The following is a 12,491-nucleotide window of genomic DNA, read 5'->3' as shown; positions in this document are numbered from 1 at the left end:
GGAACCGGACCGGTGCCTCAAGCCGGAACCGGCCCCGGTGCCTCAACTCGCCGCCGGTCAGCCTCCGTTGCCGTCGCGGCCGCGGGCCCGGGAGGGGTGCGGCCTGCCGCCGGGGAGGAACTCCTGCACCTTCGCCTTGAATCCCTGCTTGACGACGGACCCGCGCTCCGGGTCGCCCTTCAGCAGGGATTCGGCGGTCGACTCCATCTGGTCCCAGTCGGCGTGCGGCGGGATGGGCGGCACGGACGGGTCGGTGAGGAACTCCACGACGGCAGGACCGTCCGCGGCCAGCGCGTCCCGCCAGCCCTGCTCCACGTCGTCCGGCTTCTCGACACGGATGCCGGTCATCCCCAGGGAGCGGGCGAAGGCCGCGTACGACACGTCGGGCAGATGCTGCGAGGGGACGAACTGCGGGGAGCCGCTCATCGCCCGCATCTCCCAAGTGACCTGGTTGAGGTCCTGGTTGTTCCACACGCCGACGACCAGCCGCGGATCGTCCCACGCGAAGCGGTACTTGGCAGCGGTGATCAGTTCGGCCATGCCGTTCATCTGCATGGCTCCGTCACCGACGAGCGCGATGACGGGGCGGTCCGGGTGGGCGAACTTCGCCCCGATCGCGTACGGGACGCCGCAGCCCATCGTGGCCAGCGTGCCGGACAGTGAACCCCGCATGTCCGCACGGAACCTCAGATGCCGCGCGTACCAGTTGGCGACCGACCCGGAGTCGGCGGTCACCAGCGCGTTGTCGGGCAGCAGCGGGTCCAGGCAGTGCGCCACCCACTCCGGGTTGACCGGGTCGGCCGACACCTCGGCACGCCGCCGCATCACCTCCCACCAGCGGTCGGTGTCCGCCATCACCTTCTCGTGCCACTCCAGGCCCTCGGTGTTCTGCCGGAGCTTCGGCAGCAGCCTCCGCAGCGTCGCCCGCGAGTCGCCGACGAGATTCACCTCGTACGGGTAGCGCATGCCGACCATGTGCGGGTCCACGTCGATCTGGACGCCGCGCGCCTGGCCGAACGGCGGCAGGAACTGGCTGTAGGGGAGGCTCGATCCGATGGTGAGCAGCGTGTCGCAGTCCCGCATCAGCTCGTACGACGGGCGCGTGCCGAGCAGCGCGATGGAGCCCGTCACATAGGGCAGCGTGTCCGGCAGTACGTCCTTGCCGAGCAGCGCCTTGGCCACGCCCGCGTTCAGTGTGGCGGCCACCTCCTGCACCTCAGTCGCCGCACCGCGGGCGCCCTGGCCGGCCAGAATGGCCACCTTCCGGCCGGAGTTGAGCACCTCTGCCGCGCTGTCCAGCGCCTCCTCGGACGGTACGGCGGTGTAGCCGGAGGCGCCCATGCTGGACGGCACCATCTTGAACTCGTGCTCCGGCGGCTCGTAGTCGAGCTCCTGCACATCGGCGTGCACGATGACGGCCGTGGGGGCGCGCCGCGCGTACGCGGTACGGATCGCGCGGTCGAGCACGTTCGGCAGCTGCTGCGGGACGGTGACGGTCTCCAGGAACTCGGAGGCCACGTCCTTGTACAGCGAGTGCAGGTCGATCTCCTGCTGGTAGGAGCCGCCCATGGCGCTGCGCGCCGTCTGCCCGACGATCGCCACGACCGGCACATGGTCGAGCTTCGCGTCGTACAGGCCGTTGAGCAGATGTACGGCACCCGGACCCGACGTGGCGGTGCACACGCCCAGACAGCCGCGGAACTTGGCGTAGCCGACAGCCTCGAACGCGGCCATCTCCTCGTGCCGCGCCTGTACGAACCGCGGCTCGTTCTCCGCGCGTTCCCAGGCGGCCAGCAGGCCGTTGATGCCGTCCCCCGGATAGCCGAAGACGTGCTCGACGCCCCATTCGCGCAGCCGGGACAGGATGTGGTCGGAGACCTTCTCGGTCACGGCGGAACTCCTTTCGGCCCTCAATCGGTGAGCTGCGGCAGGACCTTGGTGCGGTAGAAGTCGAAGAAGCCCCGGATGTCGGGGCCGATCTGGTTGACGTGCACCGCGTCGAAGCCGGCGTCCGCGTAGGCGGCCAGCGCGCGCACGTGCTCCTCGGGGTCGTCCCCGCAGGCGATCGGCGAGTCCTCCACCATCCGGTCGGTCACCAGGTGTGCCGCCTGCTCGAAGTGCGCGGGGGTGGGCAGCACTTGGGGGAGCTCGCCGGGCAGCAGCATGTTCGGCCAGCGCTCCCGTACGGTCCGCACCGCCTCCGCCCGGTCCGTGCCGTAGCAGACCTTCGTGCCGCCCCTGGCGGGCTGGAAGCTCGCCCCTCCGGCGCGCCGGAAGCGGGCCACGGCCTCCTCGTCGGCGTCCATCGAGACGAACCCGTCACCGATCCGGCCCGCCAGCTCGATGGCGGTGTCGCCGAAGCCCGCGATGTCGATGGGGACCGGCGACGGGGGCACGTCGTACAGCCGCGCGTTCTCGACCGTGTAGTGCTTGCCGCTGTGGCTGACCTCCTCGCCGGTCATCAGCTGCCGGATGATGCCCACGGCCTCCTCCAGCATCTCCAGCCGCATCGGCGCCGAGGGCCAATTGGTGCCCAGGATGTGCTCGTTGAGCGCCTCGCCGCTTCCGACGCCGAGCCGGAAACGGTCCTCGCCCAGCAGCACCGCCGAGGTCGCGGCGGCCTGCGCGATCACCGCGGGATGGGTGCGCACGGTGGGGCAGGTGACCGCCGTCTGTACGGGCAGCGAGGTGGCGCCCGCGAGCGCGCCGATGACCGACCAGACGAAGGGCGAGTGCCCCTGTGCGGTGGTCCAGGGATGGAAATGGTCGGAGATCCACAGCGAGGTGAAGCCCGCCTGTTCGGCCATCCGCGCCTGTTCGACCAGCTCCTGCGGACCGTAGTCCTCGCAGGCCAGGAAGTAGCCGTACGTCATTGCTCCGGGGGCTGACATGCGGGCCGGGTAACCGGCGGCGGGCCGGGGGAAACCGGCGGCGGGCGCCGGACGGATACAACTCGACTGCCCGGTACGGGGTTTGGCCCCCGAAGCGTCGGGCACCCGTCTCCCCGTGCTTCGGAAAGAAGGCACGTCCGCGGGAGCGACAGAGCAGCTGATGCCGAGCTCCGCTCGCCCGCCCCGCCTGTGCCTGCTCCCGCGGTGTCTGCTCGAACACACCGCTATGGGGAGAGAGCGAGCGCACCCAAATGACGACCGTACGCCCGCGTGCACAGCACGCACGGCACCCTCATGACGACGCGCCTGACACCACCGGCGAGTTCCGGAGGATCGTCTCCCTGCCCGACGGACCCGAGAAGGAAGCGCTGCGACAGTCGGTGGTACGGGCGTGGATGCCCATGGCAGAGCGGCTGGCGCGGCACTTCCGCAACCGTGGCGAGTCCCTGGAGGATCTCCAGCAGGTCGCCGCGCTGGGTCTGGTCAAGGCTGTGACACGGTACGACCCGGACCGCGGCAGCGCCTTCGAGAGCTTCGCCGTACCCACCATCGTGGGTGAGATCAAGCGTCACTTCCGTGACCACATGTGGGGACTCCACGTACCCCGCCGCGTGCAGGAACTGCGCAACCGCGTACGCGTCAGCGTGCGCGAACTGAACACCTCGCTGGACGGCGGCAGCCCCTCCGTCGCCCGCATCGCCGAGCACAGCGGCCTCCCCGAGGAGGACGTGCTCGTCGGCATGGAGGCACTCGAGAGCTACAGCACCCTGTCGCTGGACGCCGAACTCCCTGGCGCCGACGACGGGTACGCGCTCGTGGACACGCTCGGCAGCCCCGAACCCGGCTTCGACCGGGTCGTCTACCGGGAGGCTGTGAAGCCCCGGCTGCGCAAGCTCCCGGAACGCGAACGGCACATCCTCTACCTGCGGTTCTTCTGCGACATGACGCAGAGCAGGATCGCGGACCAGCTCGGCATCTCACAGATGCACGTCTCCCGGCTGATCAGCCGCACCTGCGACCGCATCCACCAGGAAGTGGACGCCGACCTGCAGCAGCAGGACGACGAGGTACAGGAGGACATCGCCGCGCGGGGCTCACTCGTTGCGGCGTAGCGCCAGCGCGATATGACGGGCCATCCGGTCCACGGCGCCGGCCTCGGCCAGTTCGAAGGCGCGTCTGCTGCCCGTACGCAGCAGGGTCAGTGCCCCGACGACCGTGCCGGCGCCATTGTCCGAGGCGTTCGGGCCGGCGGCCTCCGGGCCGTCGCCCGTCGCCATCGGCACGCAGATCAGTGAGCTGACGCCGGCCCGGACCAGCATCGGCGTCCCCGAGTCGTCACGGCCGAAGGCCTCCGGGTCCTCCAGCCGGACCTGCAGTCCGCCGGAGCCCCGTTCCACCGCCTCCACGACGAGCGGCGCGGTGCCCGGGCACTGGGCGGATATCGCGCTGCGGATCTCGCCGGTCCCCGCGCGCACCGCCGAGCGCGTCAGCGTGTGCCGCTTGTCGCCGAGGTCGACGACGACCGCGTCCGCGAACCGTTCGTGCAGGACATCGGCGGCGACCGCGGCGACCGCCTCCGGTACCGGGGGAGCGGACAGCAGCGAGGCCGCCATGTCGTCGACCAGGTCGAGGAGTTCGGCCTGCCGCGTCATGTCGTCCGGATCGGGCCGCGGCGTGTCCTGCTGTACGGGAGGGGCGCCGGAGACCGCGGGGGCCGTCGGCCCCTCACCGGCCGTCTGGAAGACGGCGAGGATCGCGTTGCGCCGCTCCTGCGGCGGGCGCAGCGCGGTCAGGGTCACCCGCAGCGCGTCGTTGCGCCGGCCGGCGCCGTCCGCCGGCTCCGGCGGACGCAGCAGGTCGACGCGGACACTGCGGGCCCCCTCGCCGCGCGAGACGGCCGCGGCCTGGGAACGGAACTTGGCGCGCCCCTCGTGCGCGAGCGAACCCGTCAGCGCCCGCCCGGCCGCGTACCCGGCGCGCAGGCCGAACAGCTGGGTGGCCGCCATGTTCATGCGGCGCACCACGGCGTCGCCGTCCATCAGCACCACCGCGACGGGCAGCCGCTGGAACAGGGCGCGCAGCAACTGCTGTTCGTGCGCGTCACCGTGTCCGCCGGCGCGCTTCCCCGCCGCGGCCAGCTCCTCGTAGCGCGGCCACAACACCTCGGCCGCGTGCTGCAGTTCGAAAAGGGCGGCATCGAGTGCGGCCGACCGGTCGGCCGGCGCATGGGTCCGGGCCGTCCGCAATTCATCGACACGTCTGCGGAAATCCGCCAGCTCCGCTCCGTACTCCTCCACGTCGGCCATGCCGCTCAACTTAGCGGGTGCGCTGGGCACGGGCCCACTCCGCGGCGGCATTGCCCTCGTTTCGGCCGGATCCGTGACGGGTCGGCGGAGATCACCCCGTTTTCCGATCTCTTTGTCCGGGCAGCCGTGCGGCTGTGACCTCACAGCGACCGCTCAGCCCGAACGCGGCACCGGGCGAACTCATGGGATTCGACACGGAGGAACAACCCGGCGGAGCCTCGCCCGCCCGCAGTCTCGCCGGGCTCGCCGAACAAGCGGCGCGCTGCACCCCGGACTGCTGCGCGGCGGCGGCCACCGCGACCGACACGGCGGACGGCGGCATCTCCCGCGCCGACGCGCCCGTCGCCGTGACCCATCCCGATCTGTCCGCGCTCGTCTCCGTGCAGTGGGAGAGCGGCGAGGGGCCGATCCCGCAGGCGCTGGAGACCTGCGAGCCGGTCACCGTGGACGACCTGCTGCACGATCCGCGCTGGCCCGCCTACCGTGCCAAGGCCCTGGAATCCGGGCTGCGTTCGAGCGCCACCCTGCCGTACCGGCGTGCCGATCTGTCGCTCACGATCACCGTGTGCTCGTTCCGTCCGCACCGGCTGGCCGAGGCCGTGTGCAGCAGCGCGGCCCTGCTCGGCGACCTCGCGTCCACCGTGATGGTGCGCGACAGGCGCTACCGCGAGGCCATGGCGGAAGTCGACCAGCTGGACTCGGCCCTGCGCTCCCGCCCGGTCGTCGACCAGGCATGCGGCATCGTGATGGCGATGGTGGGCTGCGGCGCGGACGAGGCGTTCGCTCTGCTGCGCAGATTGTCGCAGCGCACCAACCGCAAGCTGTACGACGTCGCCGAGCGGCTCGTCGCCACTCGTGGCAGAGGTGCCGAACAGGAGCTGCGCCGCCTCAGCCGTACGCAGTAGCCGCCGGCCCGCGCCCGGGTTCCGCCGTGCCCCGGGATGGCGCAGCGGCACGTGTCGTCCCGGGCATGCGCCGGCACCTTCTGCGAAGGTGGACGCGTTGCACGGGTTTGTCTGATGTGTCGGATGTACGGACAGCGGAGCGGCGGAGGCAGAGCGGATGCAGCGCACCGGTCATCCGGCGGCGGTCGCCGCCTGCGGGTACTGGCAGCGCCGCGGCATGCACACCGCGCCCGCACAGGTCGCCGTGGCCCCCGGAGCACCCCTCCTCCTGCTCGCCCTGTTCGCCGTGACCGGCGGCAGCGTGCTGCTGCCCCGCCCGTGCGCCGAGTGGTACGCGCCCCAGGCACGGCTGTTGGGCCGCCGCGTGCACGGCGTCCCGGTGCCCGCCGAGTGCGGCGGAGTGCCCGATCCCTTCGCGATGCTGGAGACGGTGCGCCGGGCCCGCGCCGAGGCCGGCGGCGCCGAACACGCGCCGCGGGTGCTCGTACTGTCCGTCGCCGACGGACTGTCCGGCACGGCCATCCCGCCCGAACTGCTGCACGAGGTGTGCGAAGCGGCCGTGGACGAGGGGCTGCTCGTCGTCAGCGACGAGACCTGGCGGGACACCCAGCACGACCCGCACGACACCGTCGTCGTCAGCCCCGCGGAGATGCTCGCGGAGAGCGGGCACGCCGAGTCCGTCGTCGTCCTCGCCGGACTGGGACCCGCACTGCTGCCGCGCGGCCTGCACGCCGGCATCGCCCGCTTCTCCGACACCGTGCGCGGACACGAACTGCGCGCGGACGTGGGCGGCGTACTGGACGCGCTGCACACCGAGCTGTCCGACCCGGTCGCGGCGGCCGCCGCCGAGGCGCTGTCCGAACCGGACGCGCGGCGCGAGGAACGCGCCGCCGCCGTCCGCGCGCAGGGCCTGCTCTCCGGGGCGCTGCACCGCGCGGTCACCGCCACCGGCGCACTGTGCCGCCCGCCGCACCTGGGCCGGTACGTGTACGCCGACCTGGAACCGCTGCGTCCGCGGCTCGCGGCGCGCGGGGTGCGGGACGCGGCGCGCCTGGAGGCGGAGTTGGTGCGCGGGCTCGGTCCGTACGTCACCGGCGGCCAGCGGTTCGGGGACGATCCGCAGGCGCTGCGGGTGCGGTTCTCCACGGAGCTGCTCGGCGGAGTGGACTCCCTCACACTTCCCGACCCGCTGGAATCACCGGCCGTGGCAAGGGCGTTGGGGTCACTGCAATCGGCGCTCACCGAACTCACAGACGGGAGCCGTGACTAGATGTCCGCTGCGTACTCACGGGGCAGCGCCCCCGGCACCGGTGCCGGCAGGCCGGAACCGCACGGCGACGACCGGCACGAGGCCGTGCTCACCCGGCCCGCCGCCGGACCGCCGGACGGTACGGAGACGGTCCCGGTCGGAGCACGCAGGCTGTGGCCGCGGAACTTCGGGGACCGGCTCACCTCCCCGCTGCCCGGAGTGCGCGCCATGGCGCGGATGGCCCGCGAGGGCTCCATGCGCCCCGCCCACGAGGTTCTCAACAGGATTCCCCAACTGCCGTACGAACCGGCCCCCGTACCGGACGTGGACGCCGGGACCGTCGCGGTCAGCTGGGCCGGGCACGCCAGCTGGATCGTGCGCATCGGCGGTCTCACGGTGCTCACCGACCCGGTGTGGTCGCGCCGCATCCTCGGCACTCCCGCGCGCGTGACGCCGGTCGGCGTGCCCTGGGAGGACGTACCGGCCGTCGACGCGGTCGTCATCTCGCACAACCACTACGACCACCTGGACGCGCCCACCCTCAAGCGACTGCCGCGCCACACCCCGCTGTTCGTCCCCGCGGGGCTCGCCAAGTGGTGCAGAAGACGCGGCTTCGTACGGGTCACCGAGCTCGACTGGTGGGAGGGCGCCGAACTGCCCGCGCCGGGCGGCACCACCGTCCGGTTCGACTTCGTGCCGGCCCACCACTGGTCCAAGCGGACACTGACCGACACCTGCCGGTCGCTGTGGGGCGGCTGGGTGCTGACGGACCCGCACGGCCAGCGGGTGTACTTCGCGGGCGACACCGGATACGGGCACTGGTTCGCGGAGATCGGCAGCCGCTTCCCGGGCATCGACCTGGCCCTGCTGCCGATCGGCGCGTACGACCCGCGGTGGATGCTCAAGCCGGTGCACACCGACCCGGAAGAGGCCGTGCAGGCCTGCGCCGACGTCGGCGCGGCGGCGATGGCCCCGATGCACTGGGCGACGTTCCTGCTGTCCGGCGAGCCGCCGCTGGAGCCGCTTGCCCGGGTGCGGTCAGCCTGGGCGGCGACGGGCCGCCCGCGCAGCGATCTGTGGGACCTGCCTGTGGGCGGGTCCCGCGTCATGGAGTGACCATGGGCGCGTGAGCGTGTGGTGTGGCGGTCCGTCAGCGGCGGGCCGCCACACGGCTGCTGATCCGCCGCCACAGCGACGGGACCGCGCTGATCAGCAGGGTCAGCGCGACGGCCGCCACCACGCCCTCCCAGGGCTGCGGGAAGAGCGACCCGCCGACGACGCCGATGATCTGGTACGTCACCGCCCACGCCAGGCACGCCGGAATGTCGCCCCGCATGAACTCCCGCATCCGCATGTGCGACAGCAGGCACGCCAGCATCACGGGAATCCGCCCCGCCGGGATCAGCCGGGACAGCACCAGCACCGCCACCCCGTGCTCCCGCAGCTTCCGCTGCGCCTGCTCCAGCCGTTCGGGCGCCGCCCGGTCCTGCAGAGCCTGCAGCCAGCGCGAACCGTTCTTCGACCCGACGCCGCGGCGGCCCAGCCAGTACAGCCCGATGTCGCCCAGGAACGCGGCCAGCGCCGCCACCCCGAAGACGCACACCATCGACACGGCCGGCACGCTCTGGTGCAGGGCCACCACAGCGGCGCTGCTCACCAGCGCACCCGTCGGCACCACCGGCACCAGCGACCCGAGGACCACCAGCAGGAACAGCGACGGGTAGCCGATCGCCTGCTGGGTGGACTCCGGCGGCACGACAGTCTGCGCCGCGCTCCCCAGCAGCGCCCCGAGATCCGCGGGCGCGGTCATCCGGCGGCCTCCAGCCGTACGCTCTCGCCGTGCTCCAGCCGGTACACGGCCGTCTGCGGCGCCGTGCGCGCCGCCAGCCGTGCGAACTCGTCGCCCGGCGCGTGGAATTCGTGCGGCCGGACCGCGTCCATGCCGATCGGCCAGTACGTGCCGTAGTGCACCGGCACCGCGCCGCGCGGCGCGAGCCGGGCCAGCGCCTCGGCGGCCCGCGCCGCGTCCAGATGACCCTCGCCCAGGTACGGGCCCCAGCCGCCGACCGGCAGCAGCGCCATGTCCAGCGGGCCGACCGCCTCGGCCATCGCGTCGAACAGGCCGGTGTCGCCCGCGAAGTACGTACGCTCCTCGCCCTCCACGACGTAGCCGAGCGCCGGCGCGCGCTGAGGCCCGTACGGCAGCCGCCGCCCGTCGTGCCGCGCGGGGACGGCGCGGACCGTCACGGGGCCGAGCCGTACGGCGTCGCCCTCCGAGACCTGCGTGAGCCGCAGCAGATGCGCGAGGCGGCGCAGGCCCGGCACGGCGTCGGGGGCGCCGCGGGGCACGAGCACCCGCGTACCGGGCGGCAGTTGCGACAGGGAGGCGACGTGCAGATGGTCGGAGTGCAGATGGGAGACGAGCACGGCGTCGGGCCGCAGCGCGGAAGCCGGCGGGAGCGCGCCGCGCCGCCGCCGCAGATGTGCCATGCGGCGCACCAGCAGCGGGTCGGTGAGCAGCGTGACGCCGGAGTCCCGCACCGTCGTCGTCGCGTGCCCCCACCATGTGACCTCCACGGGCACGGGCACGCCCTCCTCTCGCGGGTCTCGTTCAGCGCTGCGGCCCCGTCGGGCACGGCGCCCACCCGAGCGTACGACGGTGCCCGGCGACGGGACGCGGGACGCCGCCCACGGCGGGCAGGCCGGTGTGAAAAAGTGGAGCATGCCGCGTGTATGTGACGGGGAACGCGTATGCGACGGGGCACGAACGAATCGGTGCGAAGAGGGAAAAGGAGACGGCGCGTGCGGCTGAGGTTGCCACCCTGGCGGAATCTCGGGGCCGCGGTGCTCCGGGTGCTCGCCGTGTGGGCGGTCACCACGCTGACCATGCTGGTGCTCGCGGGACTGCTGCCGGCGTTCCGCCTGCAGTCGGTCGACGGGGACAGCGCGACCGTCACCGGTGTCACGGCGGCGGCGGGCGCGGGCGCCTTCGGCCTGCTGAGCGCGCTGGTCTGGCCGGTGCTCGTGCGGGCGCTGCTGCTGGTGCCCGCCGCGGTGCTGGGCGCCCTGGTGTTCTTCCTCAACGGCTCGCTGCTGTGGCTCGCGCTGTACCTCATCCCGTACGACCGCGGCGAGGCCGACCTGGACATGGCCGTCGTCGTCGCCGCCGTCATGTCCGCCGCCTCCTCGGCGACCAGCACCTTCCTCGCCGTACGGGACGACACCGCGTACAGGCGGCGGCTGTCCCGGCTCGCCGACCGTGACCGGCGCCGCGCCGGGAACGGCGCACAGCCCGGCACCCCGGGCACCGTCTTCCTGCAGCTGGACGGACTGGGACACGACAGGCTGCGCAGTGCGCTGACCGAGGGCGACGACGGGTCGCCGCCGCTGATGCCGACGGTCGCGGCGCTGTGCGACGGCGGCCACCGGCTCTCCCGCTGGCGCACCGACTGGTCGAGCCAGACGGGCGGCAGCCAGCTGGGCATCCTGCACGGCAGCAACGACGACGTGCCCGCGTTCCGCTGGTACGAGAAGGAGACCGGCGAGGTGATGGTGAGCAACCGTCCCTCCAGCGCCGCCGAACTGCAGCGCCGCGCCGTCGCCCGCACCGCCGACCGGGGCCTGCTCGCACTGGACGGCGCCAGCCGCGGCAACCTCTTCTCCGGGGGCGCCGGGCAGGTCGCCCTCGTGCTGTCGGTCGCCGCCCGGCGCGGAAAGGACAACCGGTCCCGCGCCGGATACTTCGCGTACTTCTCCGACCCGGCCAACGCCACCCGTACCGCGGTCTCGTTCGTCGCCGAGGTGTTCCGCGAGATCGGCCAGTCCGTACGCTCGCGGCTGCGCAAAGAGCGGCCGCGGGTGTCCCGCGGCGGTCTCTACCCCTTCATCCGGGCCTTCGCGACGGTCGTCGAGCGGGACGTGGTGGTGGCCGCCGTGCTGGGCGACATCCTCAGCGGCCGCACCTCCGTCTACGCCGACCTCGTCGCGTACGACGAAGTGGCCCACCACTCCGGCCCGTACGGACGGGACACCCGGCAGGTGCTGCGCCGCCTCGACCGCGCGGTGGGCCTGATCGCCAAGGTCGCCGAGCGCGCGCCCCGTCCGTACCGGCTGGTGCTGCTCTCCGACCACGGCCAGAGCGAGGGCGAGACGTTCGCCGGTGCGTACGGGCTGTCGCTGGAGGACCTGGTGCGGGCCGGCTGCGGTCTGCCGGTGTCGCGGCGGGCCGGACGGACGCCGAGCGGAGCCGAGGCGCGGACGTCGGCGCGGGCCGCGCTGCACCGTCCGGAGAACGGCCGCGGACCGCACCGGCACACCACGGCCGAGGAGCCGCCGCACAAACCGCCGCGCACGGCGGGCCCGGTGGTGCTGGCCTCCGGCAACCTCGGCCTGGTCTCCTTCCCCGACGTGCCGGGCCGCATCACGCGCGAGCAGATCGAGGAACGGCACCCCGCACTGCTGCGGGCGCTCGCCGACCACCAGGGCATCGGCTTCCTGCTCGTCCGCAGCGAGGAGCACGGCAACGTGGTGCTGGGCGCTTCCGGATCCGAACACCGCCTGGACACAGGGGAGATCGTGGGCGGCCGCGATCCGCTGGAGCCGTTCGGCGCGGGCGCCGCGGACGCGGTGCGCCGCACGGCGGGCTTCCCGCACGTCGCCGACATCATGGTGAACTCCTGCGTCGACCCGGAGACCGGCAACGTGCACGCCTTCGAGGAGCAGATCGGTTCGCACGGCGGCCTCGGCGGCGAACAGAACGAGCCGTTCCTGCTGTCGCCCGCCGACCTGTCGGCGCCGACGCCGACGGGGGAGCACCTGGTCGGCGCCGAGCAGGTGCACGCCGTGCTGCGCCGCTGGCTCGCGGAGTCCGCGGGCGCCTTCGACGGCGCTCCGGCGGCCGGGGTCTCCGAAGCCGTCCGTGCAGCGGACGCGGCACTCCGCTGAGCGGACGGCCGAAGGGCGGCGTACACGTACCGACCCGTAGGACGGGGCCTCGGAGGAAAGCGGCGCGATTCGGGCAGCGGCCGCACGATTTACTGCCGTTGACGAGAGTTCACGGAATTTGAACGGCGATTTTGAGACGCCTGTCCGGCGCCCGAGTATGGAATTCGCTCTTCCGGAACGGCGCGCGGCAGGCATA

General features: G+C 72.9%; 10 protein-coding genes. 5 read left to right on the top strand and 5 right to left on the bottom strand.

Annotation, left to right across the window (positions count from 1 at the left end; translation table 11 throughout):
• Positions 1 to 57 precede the first annotated feature (57 nt).
• Positions 58 to 1,890 carry a thiamine pyrophosphate-requiring protein gene (locus AC3AGO_RS08675; RefSeq protein ID WP_487819558.1) on the bottom strand — a complete coding sequence of 611 codons (1,833 nt, stop codon included), beginning with the start codon at positions 1,888 to 1,890 and terminating at the stop codon, positions 58 to 60.
• Between the two features lie 20 nt (positions 1,891 to 1,910).
• The gene (locus AC3AGO_RS08670) at positions 1,911 to 2,891 is read right to left on the bottom strand and encodes a TIGR03557 family F420-dependent LLM class oxidoreductase (protein WP_487819557.1); all 981 of its coding nucleotides are present in this window, start codon (positions 2,889 to 2,891) and stop codon (positions 1,911 to 1,913) included.
• A gap of 251 nt (positions 2,892 to 3,142) precedes the next feature.
• Between AC3AGO_RS08670 and AC3AGO_RS08665 the strand changes: the two genes are divergently transcribed.
• Complete coding sequence (locus AC3AGO_RS08665; protein WP_487819556.1) at positions 3,143 to 4,003, top strand: SigB/SigF/SigG family RNA polymerase sigma factor; 861 nt, start codon at positions 3,143 to 3,145, stop codon at positions 4,001 to 4,003.
• Here the strand turns inward: AC3AGO_RS08665 and AC3AGO_RS08660 are convergent.
• The gene (locus AC3AGO_RS08660; protein ID WP_487819555.1) at positions 3,986 to 5,197 is read right to left on the bottom strand and encodes a PAS domain-containing protein; all 1,212 of its coding nucleotides are present in this window, start codon (positions 5,195 to 5,197) and stop codon (positions 3,986 to 3,988) included. The two genes, AC3AGO_RS08665 and AC3AGO_RS08660, sit on opposite strands and share 18 nt — an antisense overlap.
• A gap of 134 nt (positions 5,198 to 5,331) precedes the next feature.
• On the opposite strand from AC3AGO_RS08660, the gene AC3AGO_RS08655 reads away from it, so the two are divergent.
• The 3 genes from AC3AGO_RS08655 (at position 5,332) to AC3AGO_RS08645 (ending at position 8,467) form a co-directional block, all read left to right on the top strand.
• Entirely contained in the window at positions 5,332 to 6,102 is a 771-nt protein-coding gene (locus tag AC3AGO_RS08655) for an ANTAR domain-containing protein (RefSeq protein WP_487819554.1), read from the top strand.
• Positions 6,103 to 6,259: 157 nt separating this feature from the next.
• A complete protein-coding gene (locus AC3AGO_RS08650) occupies positions 6,260 to 7,372 on the top strand; it encodes an aminotransferase class I/II-fold pyridoxal phosphate-dependent enzyme (RefSeq protein ID WP_487819553.1) in 1,113 nt (370 codons plus the stop codon).
• On the top strand, positions 7,373 to 8,467 hold the full coding sequence (locus AC3AGO_RS08645; RefSeq protein WP_487819552.1) for an MBL fold metallo-hydrolase: 1,095 nt from the start codon (positions 7,373 to 7,375) through the stop codon (positions 8,465 to 8,467).
• Between the two features lie 34 nt (positions 8,468 to 8,501).
• Here AC3AGO_RS08645 and AC3AGO_RS08640 read toward each other — a convergent pair whose 3' ends face one another.
• Both AC3AGO_RS08640 and AC3AGO_RS08635 read right to left on the bottom strand, forming a co-directional pair.
• Positions 8,502 to 9,161 carry a DedA family protein gene (locus AC3AGO_RS08640; RefSeq protein WP_487819551.1) on the bottom strand — a complete coding sequence of 220 codons (660 nt, stop codon included), beginning with the start codon at positions 9,159 to 9,161 and terminating at the stop codon, positions 8,502 to 8,504.
• Positions 9,158 to 9,934: an MBL fold metallo-hydrolase gene (locus AC3AGO_RS08635; protein ID WP_487819550.1), complete on the bottom strand. Its 777-nt coding sequence runs from the start codon at positions 9,932 to 9,934 to the stop codon at positions 9,158 to 9,160. Before AC3AGO_RS08635 ends, AC3AGO_RS08640 begins: the two co-directional genes overlap by 4 nt.
• A gap of 219 nt (positions 9,935 to 10,153) precedes the next feature.
• Here AC3AGO_RS08635 and AC3AGO_RS08630 point away from each other — a divergent pair, with 219 nt between their 5' ends.
• On the top strand, positions 10,154 to 12,295 hold the full coding sequence (locus AC3AGO_RS08630) for a phage holin family protein (protein ID WP_487819549.1): 2,142 nt from the start codon (positions 10,154 to 10,156) through the stop codon (positions 12,293 to 12,295).
• The last annotated feature ends 196 nt before the right edge of the window (positions 12,296 to 12,491 follow it).

The organism is Streptomyces sp. BL1 (assembly GCF_057628045.1).
This window is presented reverse-complemented; position numbering and strand designations above follow the sequence as displayed.